The sequence below is a fragment of the Bilifractor sp. LCP21S3_A7 genome, assembly GCF_052118825.1.
In the GTDB taxonomy this organism is placed as follows: domain Bacteria; phylum Bacillota; class Clostridia; order Lachnospirales; family Lachnospiraceae; genus Bilifractor.
Genome location: NZ_JBQKGL010000009.1, coordinates 60181 through 78392 on the forward strand (window position 1 = coordinate 60181; position 18212 = coordinate 78392).

An 18212-nucleotide genomic window follows, 5' to 3' on the forward strand; every position below is an offset into this window, starting at 1 on the left:
CTAGCAAAATAAACGCAAGAAAATCGAAGTAAATGCAATGTCCCGCGAGCCCTTGCTATTACTGCATTTCTGGCTCTTTTCGAACCAATATTTTTGTTTTCTGGAGATCTTCGGGACGTAGAGGCCGCTGGTTCGAATCCAGTAACCTCGATATTTGGTGGAAAAGCCGCAAATCCTTAAAGAATGGGGGTTTGCGGCTTTTTCCTTTACAAACTTTTGAGAAAGAGATTTGCGATAAAAGGGATTTGTTATAAAATGGATGTGACTATTCTGCACCGCAATCATAAGAGCGCACAGGTGGTATTTTTCCGCTTGAGATGATGACGTACGGAAAGTTACAAAGGTACTTGGGTACTTGCTGTGAAAGGATTTGCAGATGAGTGAGATTCATACAAACGATGAAGAATTGAAAACGGTCGTTTCCAACGCTGTGGATGAGTCAGTTGCACGTGCCTTTAAGAAATATGGCGGTGCGGGCAGAAGAAGGGGAATCGGGGTCAGGGGAGTTCTGTTTCTGATCGTCCTGGTCCTGGCATGTGTCTTTGGGGTGAAGGTGTATTCATCCTGGCGGGTAAACCATGAACAGGTGAAGCCTGTAGAGGATCACGATCTTACGCTGGAAAACCATGGTATTTTCGGGTTTAAGGCTGTGGATTTCGAAAAACCGATTCTCGGCCTTGCAAAGAAGAAGCAGCTCCTGATTGTGGAAGAGCGGGACGCTTCCGTGAATACAACGATTACGAATACGGGATTCATGAACTGGGCTGTATTCAACAAATCACAGATTCTGACGATTCATGGAACCGGAGAGTACACCATTGACCTGACCGATATCACGGCGAAGGACATCTCGCTGGATGAGGAAAAATATCAGATCACAATTAAGATTCCACGAGCTGAATTACATTCGGTTGTCTTTGACCCGGAGAAGACAGAGGTCGGCGATACCAGCAGAGGCTGGCTGGCATTCGGCGACATCAAAATGAATGCAGAGGAAAGCAAGAGCTTTGAGACAGAGGCAGTTGAAAAACTCAGAGATAGTCTGAGTACAGAGGAGGCTATGAAACAGGCGGATTCCTTTGCAAAAATGCAGGCATATGAAACATATGAACCAGTTGTGGAAGAAATATCGCCTGCATATAAGGTCAAAATTGATTTTCAGGATGAGAATACAGAGAATGCTGTTTCCGCGGCGGACTCTTCTGTGAGCACTTCTTAATTATGTGGGCAGGAGGATCTGAAAAATGGGCTTTTTGTTTGTCGCACTGGGAGGCGCGCTTGGTGCTGTCGGAAGATATGCGATCAGTCTGATTCCGGTGAAGACGGATTTTCCGGTATTGACGCTTCTTACGAATATCGCCGGCGCCGTTCTGATCGGCTTTGTGGTCGGTGCAGCTTCCGGAAAAGAGGGCGTATCGCAAAATGCGGTACTGTTCTGGAAGACAGGAGTGTGCGGGGGATTCACCACTTTCTCAACCTTTTCGCTGGAGGCGTTCCGGCTGCTGGAGAAAAGGGCGTACTTTGCAGGAGGAACTTATATCGTGCTGAGTGTTGCCTGCTGCCTGTTCGGCATTTATTGCGGAAGGAAGCTCGCTCTGATGATATAATGTATATAAGCCCGGATATTGGAGAATCGTTTAGAATCATATTACGGATAAAGGTTGCTTTTATGGCGGAAGAAAAAAGAAGAAAACGGAATTCCTTCCTGGAGTCTCTTCGGGAGCGAAGAACAGAGAAGTGCATTGCGGAACAGATGAATGGCGCGATGGAAAACGATCTGGACCGGATCAACTGCTGTGACTACAGCGGTATGAATTTCAGAAATGTGAAGGAATATCTGCGCTGGTATCACCTGGAGACGTTTCCCGAAAGAACGGAAGAGAGAGCCGTATCTTCGGAGATGACGGCGGATCAGGAGAGAGAAAGGGAAGACAGGAACGGGCTTCTAAGGACATCTCCCGTTTCACAGGAGGGTAAAATCTGCTTTGATGAGGCGGTCATGGAGCGGATTCACCCCGGTTATGAGACGGAGTACCGGAAAATGCTGGAGCAGGAGAAGAAAGGGGATCAGGATCGCCTGAGACTGGAGCTTTTCCTTGCGGATCTCGTGAAAAACGCCACAGAGACACAGTACCATGATATCAAGATGAAGACAGATGCTCTTCGTGCGGAGGCAATACGCACGTATCCAAAGAACAGGAAAACGGAGATCAGTTTCACGGTTCCTCTTAATAATGCGGATATTACGGCGGAGGAGATCCGTGAGATTGACGGCCAGTGTCAGAAGTACCGCTACAGTTTGTATTATCTCTCCCGGAGAATCGGAGATCTCGGTTCCGGGCGGTATGTGGAGGCAGAACTGATGCCGGAAGGCACGGCTCTTCTGAAGTGTCAGTATGGCATGCTGAAGAACCTCTGCGATATGGATCAGATCCGTACGACGCTGGTCGCCTATAGTGCGCAGACCGGTGAAGAATACAAGATTCCGTGTATATACCGGTACGCGGAGTATAATTTCTCAGACGTCAACGTGGTGAGGCTCGGCGTGAAGTGCGTGAGCCGGGTGGACGTCGGGAAGTAAGAAAAGCGCTTTTTCAGAGCAGGAAAACTTTTTTCAGAGCCATGCGGCGAAGCAGCGCCTCAGGATCTTCTCCAGTTCTGTGGCTGAGATGCCAAAGACAATTGCTGCATTGTCAACGTAGAGTGACGGGTTCTCATCTTCTTTTTCCTGCATATCGCCGGCTTCGGTGATCGAAATCGTACAGGTTCTGCATTCTTGTCTGAGAAATGCCTTGATGTGCCCGATAAGTCCGCCAGAGGATTCTACATCCCTGGCGGTTTTCTGCATGGCTTCTGCAAGCTTCTTCTTTGCCGCTTCATATTCTCCGGGGATTTTGCACTTGACCGTGCCGATTACAGCATTGTCCAGAATATCTACATCGACCAGGGGAAGTGAAGTGTCACTCTTTTGATCATGATGGTCATGATCCCAATGGTGAGGATTCGTACAGCGCTGATTCGGATTTTGCTGATCCGAATGATGAGGATCCGGATGATTTTGTTCCTGCCGGTACGGCTGGTTTCCAGCTTTCGTCAGGGAGCGATCGTTATCTGGAATGTTATCGATTTCCGTCACTGGATCTTCTGTATTTACGTTTCTGTCATTTTTCGGCATAAAATTACCCCTTTCCCAGGCACAGAGCTGTGATCTCCGTCCACAGCTCATCGGGCTGTTTTTTTATGGCACTGATCGGGAAGATGCGGGCATTGGAGTTATAGAGGCTGACGTCGGCAATGACTTCTCTTTGCTCATTTTCATTGACATTATCGATCTTGTTGGCGAGTATGACAGATGCATCCTTCAACTGGCTGGTGACAAAGTCAGGCATGGCACGTTTCACTTTCTGCCATCTTTTACAGTCGACAAGCGCAACGATTCCCGTATCCCAGCTGCCGGCATCTCTGAGGGTGCGGCGGACGCTGTCGGGATATGCCATCCCAGTCGATTCGATCAGGAGATATTCCGGCGAGTAGTTTCGTTCGATTTCCCGGACGGATTGCTCCAGCTGCGCAGAGCTGGTACAGCAGATGCATCCTGAGAAGATATTTTTTACGAGAAAATGATTGCGTGACAATAGCTGATTGTCAACGCCGGCTTCACTGATCTCATTCTCAAGTATGACGACAGGATTGCCTTTCTGCGTGCTGTGTGTGATCAAGCTGCGCGCATATTGAAGCAGGACGGTGGTTTTCCCGGCCCCGAGAAAGCCGCCGAGGATTATGATTTTCATATACAAAAGCCTTTCTTTGCTGTAGGCGGAAATCTACTGCCTTAAGATAGTGGGTAATTGACATCTGTAACTTCTGTCTGATCAAGAATTTCAAGGATTCTTATGGAGTGTCGGAATCGATATATTTTGTCTGCGTTTGCTTTAAGGCGTGGCTGATCGGGAACTTCTAATGAAATTCCGGCCGTGATGCATTTTGCTTATGTCAGGCTGTTGCATCTGGTCATCCGGTATGGCATGAATTCGTCAAACAGAATGCCGAAGTTCTGGCCGAGAGCTTTCGGATCATGATTCAGGAAGAAACCGAACAGGGCGAAAGCTTTATGGTATTTTCCGTATTCGTCAACGACACGTCTGGCCTCGGCGCGAATCATTTCCGGGGTCGCGCCTTCACCGGCGACTGCGCCGTTTGTGTCCATACCGCCTGCAAAGGAGATTTGGTCTCCATATTGCTGGATCAGATTCTGAATGTCGTTGCAGGGCTGTACGGATACCCAGCAGTCCACGCCGATATCAATCATATCCTCGATAACAGATTCAGCATGACCGCAGGTATGCTGCATGGTGTAGCATCCTTTTTCATGAATATGCTGTATTACCTTCTTGTGGAAGGGTTTGATCAGTTCCCGGTAAGTGGTAGGCGACATAAACAGGTTTCGCTGTGTTGCGATGTCGTCATAGTAATTGATGATGTCCGGATGATAATACTTGACGATATAATCGATGTATTCGCACTGATAATCGGAGACTTTGTCAAAAAATTCCATACAGGCTTCAGGCTCCATGGCAAGGGAGATCAGTGCCTCTTCAAAACCCATCAGAGCGGCGAGCCGCTCGTATACACCGTTTCCTACGCCGAACTCAACGAGCACATTGTCGCGGTTTATTCCGGAGAAGTCTTTTCTAGCCTCATCTTCCCAGTCGTAATTGTCCAGATCCGGGAACTTCACCTTTTTCCATTCGGTAATGTCATCGAGAATGAATTCACCGGGAGCGGGGATGGCTGCATTATTGCCCGAGTCAGGGGTGACCCAGCGGACACCGAATCCGTCGTAGCCACCGCCCTCTGGGCCTTTTTCAAACCAGGGACCATTTTTTGCTCCGAATCCGAAGATTGCCCCGTCTGTAAGGGTGCAGGGGGTGTATTCCACCGGCTTGTGCAGGAAAATCTGTCTGTAGTTCTCTTTTGGTGATAACATGTGTAGGTTCCTCCTTGTTTTTTACGTTCTCAGAATTTTCCGGAGTGTTCTTGCTTTCAGCATCATGGCAGATCTGTACGGCGTTGGATTGCGCGAGTGCAAGGCACGGAGCGATCGGCAACTGATACAGTGTGTAGCGTGATGCATCGTATAGGTTTATTGTATGCATTGAGGGAGCAGTTGAATATGGGCTATAAACACATAAATGTGCTATAATAAGCACAGACACTTGTTATAGAATCACAAGATATCTGACAGATGAGACGGGTGTCAGGACCGAAGGCGGAGGAAGTGTGACGAGAGAGGCGGCAGTTTTTCTGGACAGGTGAGACGGGTGTCAGAACCGAAGGCGGAGGAGATATTCGAGATGTATCTTAGCATGTGGATCATTCGGGACAATCTGAAGGAATATGCAATCGACAGCCATATTTCAGGCGGTGAGATGAGTATCCGTAATGTTTCGCTTTTGTTCAGGGGCGACAATGTCAGCCCGCACACGGTCTATATCTGCCCTTCCGAGGATTTTATCCCGACCATGAAGAACAGGGTGATCTGTGTCAACAGAAATGATTATCTGGTTGTAGATTGCGGGAGTATGGAGGAAATCTACGAAAAGGTGCAGTACACCATCGACAGGTATCTGGAGTGGGATCTTCATGTACGGGATCTGATTGATGCTCACTGTTCGCTGCAGGATATTACGCAGGAGGCGGCGAATATTTTTCAGGAAATGGTAGTTGTGATGAACAGCGGATTTATCCTGAAAAGTATTGCGGGAAGGCAGTACATCGAAAAAACAGTTCCGGCTGAGTATGCTGACCAGCTGCGGATAGAGGAAGGAATGCCTCTGGATCATGTAGTCCCCGTGGTAAAAAGCCTGCAGTCCAATCTCACGAATCGAAACTCGTATTATTTTCAGGAACCAATACTGAAAAAGAATTCTCTTGTTCAGAATATTTTTATCAACGGCTTTTTCTGGGGCTTCAGCTTTGTGACACTTGGCCGGACGGAAGGCGGAGAGGCGGCACGGCAGGTTTTCCATGTATTTAATGCTCAGATTCTGCGTTGGTGGGATCGAAATGGAATCGTCCTGGAGGCTCCGGAGCAGAATGCGGTCTTTCTGAGGCTGCTGCGGCAGGATCCGGTGATGAAAAGCGATACGGTGTATCAGTTCTTCCGGAGAATCGGCTGGAAGGATGAGGACAGTAAACGGGTCCTCCGGTTTCAGGTGAGTGCTGGAAGTGAACTGGTGTATGAGAGGCTGATTCATCAGATTTCACAGCTTTATTCCGATTGCTATGTGCTCCAGGTCGATAAAGGCCTGATGATGGTCGTAAATGCGACGCATCTGCAGTTCTCCCGCTTTCTGCAGGACCTGACCCGGTATCTGAAACCGGTTGACCTGTATATGGGAATCAGTTATCCGTTTCAGGATGTGATGAAGCTTCGACAGTATTTTGAACAGGCAGATATTGCGATGCATTACGGGGAGCGGAACGGGCGGCGCGTCATGTTTTGCCGGGAGTGTGTCGTTTACTATCTGCAGAATATTTTGCGAAAAAATGTATCCATTGATCTGGAACATCCGGTTCTGAAACAGCTCCGTTCTGCAGACCGGAGAAATCATACGGAGTATTTTCATACACTGCAGGTATACCTGCAGGAGGAGAGAAGCCTTGTCAGGGCTTCGGAGCGCCTTCATATTCACAAGAATACCCTGCTGTACCGGATTAGAAGAATTGAAGACAAATACAAGGTAGACCTTAATGACACACAGGAGAGAACGGCAATTATGGTGTCATTTCTTATGTATCCGGATCAGGAGGCAGATACGTAGGCAGAACGGGGAGAAAAGCGCTTTCGGGTTTTAAGGCGGCAGAGCAGTTTTTTTCAGGTGGCAGCACACCCGGTTTTGCGTTAAAATGTTGTCAGACAGTAACGACCATACGATAAGTCGTGCCACACACTGTATAAGCTACGGATTGCTCCGTGCTTCGCACTCCCGCAATCCTACAGGCATTCGCGCTTTCGCCGTGTTTCACACGGCTTCACGCTCATACCTGTTGCCTTCGAAATCGCATACAGTCTCTTACGCGCGCTTCGCGTGCGACGATCCTGTCTGCGTTTTCGAAGAGCTTATACAGTAAACGGCCATATGATAAGTCGTGCCACACACTGTATAAGTCCCCGCGTCACTTCGCTGCTTCGCAGCTTCCGTGCCGCTAACAGGTATTCGCATTCCCGCGTTGCTTCGCACCGCTCCATGCTCATACCTGTTGTCGTCGCTAATGTTCTTGCCCACTGGTGAGCAAGCTCCCCGTGGGCCAAGAACATTGCGACTGGACTTATACAGTAAATGTATGATATCGAAAATTTGATCAGAATGAGGATGGTTCAATGGCAGAGATTGTAAAAGCTGTGAAAAATGAAAATGTGGCGGAAACACTTGAGCAGTACGTGAGAGAGGCGCCGGAGGAGATGCGGCCACAGGTCCGCGCGATGCTGGATGTCTTTGGAGACGGAAATTCCGAAAAGGCAGAGGAGATGTGCCGGGAAATTCTGCAGAAGAAGCCGGATTATCCGTATGTGCAGACGGTTTATGGAGTGTGTCTTTTTGAAAAAAGCAGATTTGAGGATGCGGAGCGGATCTTCCGGGAGGTGATCGAGGCACATCCGGATTTTGAGAAGGCGGCCGTCCAGCTGGCAAAATCATACCATGCGCAGAAGAAATACCGGGAGGCTGCTGCCGAGTTCGGTAAAATTCTCCCGTTAAAAGAGTACGAACCGATGGTTTATTCCGCGTATGGGGACTGCCTGGAAAATATGGGGCTGAAGAAAAAAGCACTGGAGGCGTTCCGGGAGGACATTATCCAGTACGATAAGGAGAAATTTGTGCCCAGCGAGAGGTGGATGGACGGTGTCTTCCAGAGAGCGCTGGAACTCGAGGTGTCCATGAATCAGGATCTGTTCCTGAAGGACCTCGAGGATTACAAGGATTTTCTGAGACATGCGGAGCATGTGGCGGATTATCAGCAATATCTCGCGGATCTGATCGTGGTCATGAGTATGGAGCTGGAGAAAAAATGGCTCCGGAATCCGTTTGTGGAATTTGTCACTTTCGTATCCAGGCTCGGGGTGATGCAGGGAAAATACCAGGAAACCATCACGAGCGCCTATTTAGCCGCAGAGTCCTATAGCCTGCGTGACGACAGGGAGATTTCCCCTCTGTTGGAAGATTTTGTGAACAACATTTATTCGGAGCAGCACATCGGTGAGATGGAGAATTCCTCGGACGAATATGTGGCGAACGGCATCCGGATTAACGCGAGGATTGCCTGCTGGCAGATGATTCAGTATCTGCCGCAGCACGAGAATGAGATTTCCTATTTCCAGACACATTATCCGCAGAGCTATCTGATCGTGGCTGAGCTGATCGGACGTGCCCGTAATGATGCGGCCGCCTTTGAGAAGGAACTGCTTCAGGATATTCAGAAATACGCGGATATGGATGATATTGGGCTGGATGACCTGCGCGGGCGGCTTGCGGATTCCTACCATGAAATGATGAAAAAGCAGGCACCGGAGGTTGGAAACGGCGGAACCTATCGGCGCACCTCCAGAAAGATCGGAAGAAATGAGCCCTGCCCCTGCGGTTCCGGAAAGAAGTATAAGGACTGCTGCGGGAAGGGGAAGTGACAGCGGAAACGCAGTCTATGCTTGTTCCGGTCAAAAATCAGGCAGCAGAAAGGCATCCGGCATCAAAGCATCCGACATCAGAGAAAAAGGAGACCGCCGCACAGAGATTTGAATCTGTGCGGCGGTCTCCTTTCTAATGACTGACATGCAGTCGGTTATGTTTGTTCTACTGACATGCAGTCGGTAACGTTTGCTCTAATTATATGCAGTCTGCTCCAAAGAGGTTCTGCATGACTGCCCGATATCGTCTGTCGCGTATAGCCGGCAGGATTTTACTTCTGATAAGGTGCCGGCTGCATATCCGGTGTCACAACGCCCTTCTGAAGCATGATGTTTGCATAGAGAGCGGTTTCGCCTGTGGAGATGACACAGTAAGCGGTCTTCTCGGTCTCCTCATAGAACTTGAATCTCTCGATTGTGCCGATGGCGTCGGCTCCGCGCTTGTCATACTTCGCAACGATTTCCTTGTAGGTATCCCAGATCGGTGTCTCGACGTTGTCGCCGGGCATAACTTCCATCAGATTTACCGGATGCTCAACATAGGGATCCAGCGGAAAGAGCTGCAGAATCGCGTCAAGAATTTCAGGTACGCCGTGACCGTCCATGCGGACGATGACCGCGTTCTTCCCCTTGGTCGGAACCGGGAAGTTTCCGTCACTGATTACCAGACGGTCAGAATGGCCCATCTCACAGATAACCTTCAGAAGCTCGGGCGGCAGGATTGCCGGTACATTTTTTAACATGATAAAAACTCCTTTCTCCGTGGTGCCTTACACCACACATATATAGTCTGCTGACACTTATTTTATCTTTTTTTATGCCACAATTCAATAGAAAAATGAAACGTTTCGCTTAAAACCGAATCGATTCGGAAAAAGTGATTGACAGAGGTGTGGGGACATCCTATAATGAAACCAAAACCGAAACGATTCGGTCTGCCGGAGCATATCTCACGGCCTCCGAATGGGCATGATTACAAGGAGGGAACTTACATGGCACTCGTTACTTCAAAACAGATGCTTCTGGATGCACAGAAGGGACATTACGCAGTCGGCGCATTTAATGCTGAGAATATGGAGATGGTGCAGGCAATTGTTCAGGCAGCCGAGGAACTGAAGGCACCGGTTATGATCCAGACCACCGGCGGCACGCTGAAATACGCCACTCCGAAGATGTTCGCGAATATGGTGAAGGCGGTCGCAGAGACAGCCAGTGTGCCGGTATGCATTCATCTGGATCATGGCCCGAGCTTTGATATGGCTGTGAAGTGCATTGTCGCGGGGTACACCTCTGTCATGATCGACGGATCAAAGCTTCCTTTTGAGGAGAACATCGCAATCAGCAAGAGGGTAGCAGATATGGCGGCAGCGGTCGGTATCCCGACAGAGGCTGAGCTTGGAAAGGTAGGCGGCAAGGAGGATGACACGGTATCTTCCGGTGACGACATCTACACGGATCCGCAGGAGGCGAAGGAATTCGCGGAGCGCACGGGCATTTCCTCACTGGCGGTCGGCATCGGCACTGCTCACGGCTTCTACAAGGGGACACCGGTTCTGGATGTGAACCGGCTTGCAGAGATCCGTGAGGTGGTTGACGTTCCGCTTGTGCTGCACGGAGCATCCGGGCTTACGGATGAACAGGTGAGAAGCTGCGTGGAGAGAGGTATCTGCAAGGTGAACTTCGCGACCGAGCTGCGTAAGGCATACACAGACGCTGTCAAGAAATACATCGCTGAGGATCCGGACGTATTCGATCCGAAGAAGTATCAGGCAGCAGGAAGAGCGGCGGTTGTTGAGCAGGTGAAGTACCGCATGACGGTCTGCGGCTGCGACGGTAAAGCAGAGAACTGAGACGGCAAGGCAGAGAGCTGCGACGGCAAGGCGGAGAACTGAGACGGCAAGGTGGAGAACTGCGACGGTAAAGCAGAGAACTGAGACGGCAAGGCAAAGAGCTGAGGCCGGACGGATCCGAAATGAGACAGGAGCGCTGAAAACGCAGAGAAATTGATCCGGACGATTGATCGTCAGGCAGCTGCAGGAGGGCTTCGAAAGAACGACTGAACAACGCCGGAAGACGGGAGGGAGGAAGTATGGCGGCTACGGTAAAGGACATTGCGACGAGAGCAGGGTGCGGCGTAGCGACGGTTTCCTCCTATCTGAATGGAGGAAATGTACGGCCGAAGAACCGGGCGAAGATCGAGGCGGCGATCGGGGAGCTTCACTATGAAGTAAACGAGACGGCGCGGCAGCTGAAGACGAATCGGACGAAGATGATCGGCGCGGTAATTCCCGAGCTGAACAGCACGTTCTGCGCGAGAGTGTTAAGCGAAATCGAGGATATTCTCCGTCAGCATGGTTATGCCATGCTGGTCTGCGATTGCCGGACAGACAGCGCCAGGGAGAGAGAGGCTGTCGATTTTCTTCTGAAACGCAGGGTAGACGGACTCGTGGTGCTTCCGGTTGACGCTACCGGGAATAATCTCCGGAAGTTTATCCGGACGGAAAAACCCGTCGTTTTGATTGACCGGCAGATTGAGGGACTGGATGTGGATTCGGTCTGTGTAGACAACCGTGCGGCGATTCGTTCGGCGGTGGATCTTCTGGTGAAGAAGGGGCACACGCATATCGGGATGATTGCCGGACCGGAGGAGATCAACGCTGCCAGGCAGAGAATGCGGGGCTACCGTGAGGCGTGTGAGAAAAACGGAATTGTCTGCGCCGAGGATTATATCTTTCACGGAGATGATTCGATCGAAAGCGGCACCTGTGGAATTGAGACGCTGCGGCAGATGCATCCGGAGATGACGGCGGTTGTGATTTCGAATTATCGGATGACGATAGGTGCCATGATTGGCGCCAACGAGTCCGGAATCGAGATTCCAGGGGAGCTCTCCGTCGTGGGATTCGATAACCCCCAGTTCGCGAGGGCGGTGCACCCGAAACTTACGATCATCAATCAGCCGGTCGATGAAATCGGCGAGAAGGCGGCGGAGATTATGCTGCAGCGGCTCGGTGAGATCGGAGATGCGGAAAATGGAGAGTCTGATGCATCAGCGCGCAGGCATATCTGGCTCGGCACAACGATACTGGAGGGCAGGTCGGTGCTTGACCGGAATAACGCGAAATGATGCCGTAGGCAGGCCGGCGCCTGGCCGGAATAACGCAGAATGAACAGGTTCCCTGCTTTATCTAACGCAGCGTTGGAGCATTGGGATGCCGGAGAGGAAGTTAGGAAACTATGGGAGAGTTTTTACTGGGAATAGATATCGGAACGAGCGCGTGCAAGGTGGCGGCCTTTGACCGGTACGGCAGGGTGGAGGCATCTGCGACGGGTGATTATCCGGTTTATTATCCTCACCCGGGCTGGGCGGAGCAGAATGCGGAGGACTGGTACCGGGGCGTCTGTGAGGCATTGGCAAAGATCTGGGCTGAGGGGAAGGTGAAGCCTGCGGATATCTGTGGAATCGGAATCGACGGGCAGGGCTGGTCCGCCATCGCTCTGGATAAGGACGGGAAGAATCTGACGAATACGCCGATCTGGATGGATACCCGCGCGCAGTCTGTGTGTGACCGGATCAATGAACGGATCGGACAGGACAGAATTTTTGATCTTGCAGGAAACGCGCTGCAGCCTTCCTACACCACGCCGAAGGTTCTCTGGTACAGAGAAAACCTTCCGGAGGTCTATGCACACACGGACAAGATTCTGCACGCGAACGGATACATCGGATATCGTCTGACCGGAAAGATAACGGAAGATATCTGTGACGCGTACGGCTGGCATTGCTTTGATATGAGAAGGGGTGTCTGGGATTATGATATGGCATCCGAGATCGGAATCCCGAAGGAGTTCCTGCCGGAGATCGTGAACTGTGATCAGGTGATCGGTAAGGTGACAGAGGCAGCGGCGAAGGAAACGGGACTTCTGGAGGGAACGCCGGTAGTTGCGGGAGGTCTTGATGCCGCGTGCGGAACGCTTGGCGCCGGTGTGATTCACGACGGGGATACACAGGAGCAGGGAGGACAGGCCGGCGGCATGAGCGTCTGCCTGGATGAATATAAGGCGGATCCCAGGCTGATTCTGTCGTTTCATGTCATTCCGGGCAAATGGCTGCTGCAGGGCGGTACGACCGGAGGCGGCGGAGTGATGCGGTGGTTTGAGCGGGAGTTCGCCGGAGAGGAGCGTCTCCTGGCGGAGAAGACCGGAGAGTCGTCTCTCGTGCAGCTGAATCATGAGGCGGAAAAGGTTGCGGCCGGATCGGACGGACTTGTTTTTCTCCCGTATATGAGCGGAGAGCGCTCGCCGATCTGGAATCCGGACGCGAAGGGTGTGTTCTACGGGCTTGATTTCTCGAAAACGAAGGGGCACATGGTGCGTGCCTGCATGGAGGGTGTTGCCTACGCCCTGAAGCATAATCTGGATGTGGCTGAGAAAGCGGGGGCGCATGTCGAGCTGCTCCGCGCGATGGGAGGCTCGGCGAATTCGCTTCTGTGGACGCAGATCAAGTCGGATATCACGGGAAAGCCAATTGTCGTTCCGTCCTCTGACACGGCAACGACGCTCGGCGCGGTTATGCTCGCCGGAGTTGGCTGCGGATTCTACCATGATTATGAAGAAGCGGTTTCGCTCACTGTTCATGACACGAGACGACATGAGCCGGATCCCGGAAACGCGGCTGTTTATCAGAAAAATTATGAGACATATCTGGAACTGTACCGGGATCTCGAGGAACTTATGAGACGAAATGGGGGCAGTTTTTGAGACAACAGACTGTCAGCGACAGATGGCCGCTGTCAATTTGAATAAATATCTTTGTTAAATGTTGTGCAATATGCAGTGTTCGTAAGAAATTCTTCAGGAGGAAGAAAAGATGGCAATCATGATGAAAGCAGGCGTGGTACATGCAAGAGATGATCTTCGTTACGAGGATATTGAAAAGCCGCAGCCGAAGGCGGGAGAGGTGCTGATCAAGGTCAAATATACCGGAATCTGCGGCTCTGATGTGCCGAGGGTTAACGGTGACGCGTGCCACTTTTTCCCGAATGTTCTGGGACATGAATTTTCGGGAATCGTGGAAGAGGTCGGTGAAGGCGTGACAAGGGTGGCGCCGGGAGATTATGTGGCAGGCGTTCCGCTAGTTCCGTGCATGAAGTGTCCGGACTGCGCGAGAGGCGACTATTCTCTGTGCAAGCATTACAGCTTTATCGGTTCCCGTCAGTTCGGATCCTTCGCTGAGTATGTCTGCGTCCCGGAAATCAATGCGGTGAAATTTGACAAATCCATCTCCTTTGAGCAGGCGGCGCTTTTTGAGCCGGCAACGATCGCGCTTCACGGACTGGAAAGAACGGGATACAAGGGCGGCCACACCGTCGCGATTCTCGGTACCGGTCCGATCGGTATGCTGACGGCGCAGTGGGCGAAGATCTTCGGCGCGAAGAAGGTTGTGGTTTTTGATATCGTTCCGGAAAAACTGGCTCTTGCCGAAGAGCTTGGCGCGGACGCCGGGATCAATACTCTGGACGATGACTTTATGGATCAGGCGATGGCTCAGACCGATGGCGTCGGCTATGACTATGTCTATGAGACGGCGGGCAACACCATCACGATGAAGATGGCATTCCAGCTTGCGGCGAATAAGGCCGGCGTCTGCTTCATCGGAACACCGAAGAAGGAACTGACATTTACGGTGAGCGAGTGGGAGAATCTGAACCGGAAGGAGTTTACGCTTACCGGATCCTGGATGTCCTATTCGGCTCCGTTCCCGGGTCATGAGTGGACCGATGTGGCGCATTATTTTGCCACAGGCCAGCTGAAGTATGATCCGAGAATGATCTGGAAGATTGTACCGCTTTCTCAGATTGCGGATGCGTTCCAGTGGTATAAGGAACGCGGCAAGGTAAAGGGAAAGATTCTGATCGACTCCGAGAAGTAAAAAGGATAAGTTCTGGCTGAGAACAGAATGGAGAGCAATTGAATCAGGAAAAAGACAGAGAGGATATGGTATGATACTGACAGTAACCGCAAATGCGGCGGTGGACACCAGATACGTCGTGGACGGCTTCGGGGTGAACGAGGTGAACCGTGTAAAAATCTGCGAGCGCTCGGCCGGTGGGAAAGGGCTGAACGTCTCCAGAGCTGCGCATATCGCCGGGGAGGAAATCCTGGCGACCGGGTTCCTCGGAGGCCATTCCGGTGAGTTTGTACAGGAACATCTGCATCGGGAGGGAATCCGCGAGGATTTTGTGTGGTGCAGCGGAGAGACGCGTTCCTGCATCAATATCTGGGACGAGGTGAATAAAACGCAGACGGAATTTCTGGAGCCGGGATTTGAGGCAACGGAAACAAATCAGGACGCACTGGTTCGGACATTCAGAGAGCATATCTCGGATGCTGCGGTGGCGACGATCTCAGGGTCAATGCCTTCCGGCTGCGACAGCAGTCTGTACAAGAGGCTGATCGACGCAGGGCGTGCGGCAGGAAAAAAAGTGATTCTGGATACCAGTGGCAGCACGCTGAAGGAGTGCATCGCTTACAGGCCGTTCATGATCAAGCCGAACATCGATGAGATTCAGATGCTGGTCGGAAGAACGCTGACGGAGGGAAACCGGGACGAGCTTCTGGAGGCGGCAGGTGAGCTTCACGGAAAGGGAATTCCGACCGTTGTGATTTCTTTGGGAAGTGCAGGGTCGCTGATGTCCTGTGAAGAAGGGGTATACGAGGCTCATGTCCCGAAAATCAATGCGGTCAATACAGTCGGCTGCGGAGATTCCATGATCGGAGGCTTTGCCGCCGGGATCGCGCGGGGACTGGACATGAAGGATTGCCTGAGACTTGCCAGCGCAATATCGGCAGCGAGCGCGATGACCGACAGAACCGGATTTTTCCGGATGGAGGACATGACTGCTATCCGGGATCGCGTGGAGATCATCAGAGTACGATAAAGAAGGATAAACCTGATCAAAGATGTATGGATATTTTTTAGAAGAGGAGGAATGAGAAATGGAATTTATTGATCCTGCGAAAATCCCTCAGAGAACGCTCTACACAGGAGCAAAAATGCCGGCGGTCGGAATGGGAACCTTCGGGTCCGATCATGCGACACCGGAGCAGGTGCGTGACGCGGTTCGCGGCGCTATCCGGGTAGGATACCGTCATTTTGACTGCGCGGCGTGCTACGGAAACGAGGACCAGATCGGAGAGGTCTTCGCAGATGCGTTCCAGAGCGGAGAGGTAAAGAGGGAGGACATGTTCATCGTCTCCAAGGTGTGGAACGATATGCACGGTAAAGGGGATGTTCTTCTGGCCTGTGCACGCACACTGCGGGATCTCCAGCTTGACTATCTGGATATGTACTATGTTCACTGGCCATTCCCGAATTATCATCCGCCGAAATGCGATGTGACGGAGCGGAATCCAAATTCCAAACCGTTTTCGGTCAAGAGGTTCATGGCAACCTGGAGACAGATGGAACGCCTGGTGGATATGGGCCTTACAAAGCACATTGGTATGTCAAATATGACGCTGCCGAAGCTGAAGGCAGTCCTTCCGCTGTGTCGGATCAAACCGGCCTGCATCGAGATGGAGCTTCATCCGTGTTTCCAGCAGCAGGAGCTGTATGATTATATTCGTTCCCAGGGAATTGAAATCGTGGGATTCTGTCCGCTCGGTTCGCCTGACCGTCCGGAGAGAGACCGCACACCGGAAGATGTGGCGGATCTTCAGCAGCCTGTAATCCGCAAGATTGCGGAGGCTCACGGCGTGCATCCGGTTCTGATCGCGATCAAATGGGCGGTTCAGAAGGGGCACACCCCGATTCCATTCTCGATCAAGGAGAAAAATTATACGGCGAATCTGAAATGTGTGACGGAGGATCCGCTGACCGATGAGGAAATGGAAGAGATCCGGGGCATGGAATGCGGGAACCGGCTGGTAAAGGGACAGGTATTCTTGTGGCCGGGCGCAACCGACTGGCGCGACCTCTGGGACGAGGACGGAACAGACGCACTTTGGGATAAGAATTGACAGTGATGCCGGAAGTCATGCGATCTGTACCGGCCGCATGATTATTTAAAGATGCAGAGACCCGCAGGTGATGGAGTTCACCTGCGGGTCTCTCTGTGTAGTATTGTGTAGTATATAGAAGAAATCTGATGTGCCGGATAAGAGCCGGTTATTTTTCGTGAGCGTCACTCTTCGGTGTACATTTGTCCGTGTCCGGAGCCTTAGCTGCGTGTGCTTCTGAGGCAGGAGCCTGAGCTGTTCCGGTTGGATGTGTTTCCGGGTCGGATATGTGTGCTTCAGGAATTCCTTTCCCGCGGACGAGTCTGGCGACCATTGTCATGGCATAGAGGAGTACAGGGACAGCTATAGTGCAGAAAATCGATCCCATCAGAAGTCCCTTCGAGTATGGGCTTTTCACCAGTGCGAACACCATGGTGAGGGCGTACATCACGAGCAGAAGAACAATGCCCAAAAGGGCGGTAATTCTGCGCATGGTCCAGGGGTATTTTCTGTGGCTGCTGTTCCCGGTGATATTCTTCCGGTCATCCGGGAGGCTGTTTTCTGATTTGTTCATTATTTGATCCCTTCCTGGTATAATGCATAATCTGCGGCAATGTATAATCTGCGGCAATGTATAATCTGCGGCAATGTATAATCTGCGGCAATGTATAATCTGCAGCAATGTATAATCTGCGAATGGTGTATAGCCTGATAATCAGGGCAAATGTGCGTAATCACCAATTTTTCACAGTTGTTTTGTATACTGATCATGATACCTTTTATAAGATATCTTCATGCAGTGGAAATGTCAAGGAAGAGTCAGGGCAGTCAGGGAAGAGTCAGGGAAGTCAAGGAAGAGTCAAGGAAGAGTCAAGGAAGAGTCAGGAAAGAGTGAGGGAAGCCGGGAAAGTGTTCGGAGACAGAGTGTGGTTTACGGCCTTACGCTTGAGCGTTGAGCTCTTCTAAGTGTCAGGTTTGGTACGTAACGGAGATTGCGTCTTTCGGAAAATTTTATATATTGTAAAATTGCAATCAATGGGTAAACGCGATAAAGTATTGACATTGAGAAGCGGGAAGCGGCGGAATCGGGCCGTGACTTTGGGAGGTATGAATATGAATCGATTTCGAGACTGGGTGAGCCGTGTGATGTACGGGCGATACGGAGTGGATCAGCTGGGGCGGGTGCTTCTGTATGTTGAGATCGCCCTGCTTTTTGTGGCTGTCTTTGTGCCGAATATTTTTCTGAATATTGTGACAGCCCTGCTGCTTGTCTGGATTTTTTTTCGGATGATGTCGAGAAATATCAGCAGACGGGCGGAGGAGAACCGGAGATTTCTGTCCGGGTGGAACCGGGTGAAGTCTTTTTTTACAGGTGGTATGCGGGCGGCAAAGGACAGGGATCACGCGTATTTCCGGTGTCCAAACTGCGGGCAGAGGGTTCGGGTACCAAAGGGCAAGGGCCATATTCAGATCACCTGCCCGAGGTGTCACACACAGTTTATCAAAAATACGTAAATACCTGAAGAGC

At 51.2% G+C, this 18212-nt stretch carries 17 protein-coding genes; 12 read left to right on the forward strand and 5 right to left on the reverse strand.

Translation table 11 applies throughout. The annotated features are described in order from the left end of the window. Positions 1-376: 376 nt before the first annotated feature. The 3 genes from ACTQ1O_RS09485 (at position 377) to ACTQ1O_RS09495 (ending at position 2581) form a co-directional block, all read left to right on the forward strand. Positions 377-1219 carry a DUF4230 domain-containing protein gene (locus tag ACTQ1O_RS09485; RefSeq protein WP_441487058.1) on the forward strand — a complete coding sequence of 281 codons (843 nt, stop codon included), beginning with the start codon at positions 377-379 and terminating at the stop codon, positions 1217-1219. Positions 1220-1244: 25 nt separating this feature from the next. Further along, the gene (crcB, locus tag ACTQ1O_RS09490) at positions 1245-1607 is read left to right on the forward strand and encodes a fluoride efflux transporter CrcB (protein WP_279199160.1); all 363 of its coding nucleotides are present in this window, start codon (positions 1245-1247) and stop codon (positions 1605-1607) included. Between the two features lie 62 nt (positions 1608-1669). Next, complete coding sequence (locus tag ACTQ1O_RS09495) at positions 1670-2581, forward strand: hypothetical protein (protein WP_441487059.1); 912 nt, start codon at positions 1670-1672, stop codon at positions 2579-2581. 33 nt (positions 2582-2614) lie between these two features. On the opposite strand, the gene ACTQ1O_RS09500 is transcribed toward ACTQ1O_RS09495, so the two are convergent. The 3 genes from ACTQ1O_RS09500 to ACTQ1O_RS09510 form a co-directional block, all read right to left on the reverse strand. Further along, positions 2615-3175, reverse strand: coding sequence for a hypothetical protein (locus ACTQ1O_RS09500; protein ID WP_441487060.1), 561 nt, complete (start codon positions 3173-3175; stop codon positions 2615-2617). 4 nt (positions 3176-3179) lie between these two features. Next, on the reverse strand, positions 3180-3791 hold the full coding sequence (locus ACTQ1O_RS09505; RefSeq protein ID WP_441487061.1) for a GTP-binding protein: 612 nt from the start codon (positions 3789-3791) through the stop codon (positions 3180-3182). 197 nt (positions 3792-3988) lie between these two features. Then, complete coding sequence (locus ACTQ1O_RS09510; protein ID WP_441487062.1) at positions 3989-4987, reverse strand: uroporphyrinogen decarboxylase family protein; 999 nt, start codon at positions 4985-4987, stop codon at positions 3989-3991. 367 nt (positions 4988-5354) lie between these two features. On the opposite strand from ACTQ1O_RS09510, the gene ACTQ1O_RS09515 reads away from it, so the two are divergent. Then, positions 5355-6824 (forward strand): PucR family transcriptional regulator, encoded by a 1470-nt coding sequence (locus ACTQ1O_RS09515; protein ID WP_441487063.1) that lies wholly within the window; start codon positions 5355-5357, stop codon positions 6822-6824. Between the two features lie 560 nt (positions 6825-7384). Next, positions 7385-8683: a tetratricopeptide repeat protein gene (locus ACTQ1O_RS09520; protein ID WP_441487064.1), complete on the forward strand. Its 1299-nt coding sequence runs from the start codon at positions 7385-7387 to the stop codon at positions 8681-8683. A gap of 272 nt (positions 8684-8955) precedes the next feature. Here the strand turns inward: ACTQ1O_RS09520 and ACTQ1O_RS09525 are convergent, their stop codons facing one another. Next, positions 8956-9426 (reverse strand): RbsD/FucU family protein, encoded by a 471-nt coding sequence (locus ACTQ1O_RS09525; RefSeq protein ID WP_441101241.1) that lies wholly within the window; start codon positions 9424-9426, stop codon positions 8956-8958. Between the two features lie 249 nt (positions 9427-9675). Here ACTQ1O_RS09525 and fba point away from each other — a divergent pair, with 249 nt between their 5' ends. From fba to ACTQ1O_RS09555, 6 genes are all read left to right on the forward strand, one after another. Beyond that, the gene (fba, locus tag ACTQ1O_RS09530) at positions 9676-10533 is read left to right on the forward strand and encodes a class II fructose-1,6-bisphosphate aldolase (protein WP_441487065.1); all 858 of its coding nucleotides are present in this window, start codon (positions 9676-9678) and stop codon (positions 10531-10533) included. 239 nt (positions 10534-10772) lie between these two features. Continuing rightward, positions 10773-11810 carry a LacI family DNA-binding transcriptional regulator gene (locus tag ACTQ1O_RS09535; protein WP_441474921.1) on the forward strand — a complete coding sequence of 346 codons (1038 nt, stop codon included), beginning with the start codon at positions 10773-10775 and terminating at the stop codon, positions 11808-11810. A gap of 110 nt (positions 11811-11920) precedes the next feature. Beyond that, positions 11921-13444, forward strand: coding sequence for a xylulokinase (gene xylB, locus ACTQ1O_RS09540; RefSeq protein WP_441487066.1), 1524 nt, complete (start codon positions 11921-11923; stop codon positions 13442-13444). A 121-nt stretch (positions 13445-13565) separates the two neighbouring features. Further along, entirely contained in the window at positions 13566-14615 is a 1050-nt protein-coding gene (locus tag ACTQ1O_RS09545; RefSeq protein WP_441101257.1) for a galactitol-1-phosphate 5-dehydrogenase, read from the forward strand. Positions 14616-14685: 70 nt separating this feature from the next. After that, positions 14686-15624, forward strand: a complete 939-nt coding sequence (gene pfkB / locus ACTQ1O_RS09550) for a 1-phosphofructokinase (RefSeq protein ID WP_441487067.1) — start codon at positions 14686-14688, stop codon at positions 15622-15624. Positions 15625-15682: 58 nt separating this feature from the next. Further along, a complete protein-coding gene (locus ACTQ1O_RS09555) occupies positions 15683-16705 on the forward strand; it encodes an aldo/keto reductase (RefSeq protein WP_441487068.1) in 1023 nt (340 codons plus the stop codon). Positions 16706-16853: 148 nt separating this feature from the next. Here ACTQ1O_RS09555 and ACTQ1O_RS09560 read toward each other — a convergent pair whose 3' ends face one another. Further along, a complete protein-coding gene (locus ACTQ1O_RS09560; RefSeq protein WP_441487069.1) occupies positions 16854-17258 on the reverse strand; it encodes a hypothetical protein in 405 nt (134 codons plus the stop codon). 539 nt (positions 17259-17797) lie between these two features. Here ACTQ1O_RS09560 and ACTQ1O_RS09565 point away from each other — a divergent pair. Beyond that, a complete protein-coding gene (locus tag ACTQ1O_RS09565) occupies positions 17798-18199 on the forward strand; it encodes a hypothetical protein (protein WP_441487070.1) in 402 nt (133 codons plus the stop codon). Positions 18200-18212: the final 13 nt, after the last annotated feature.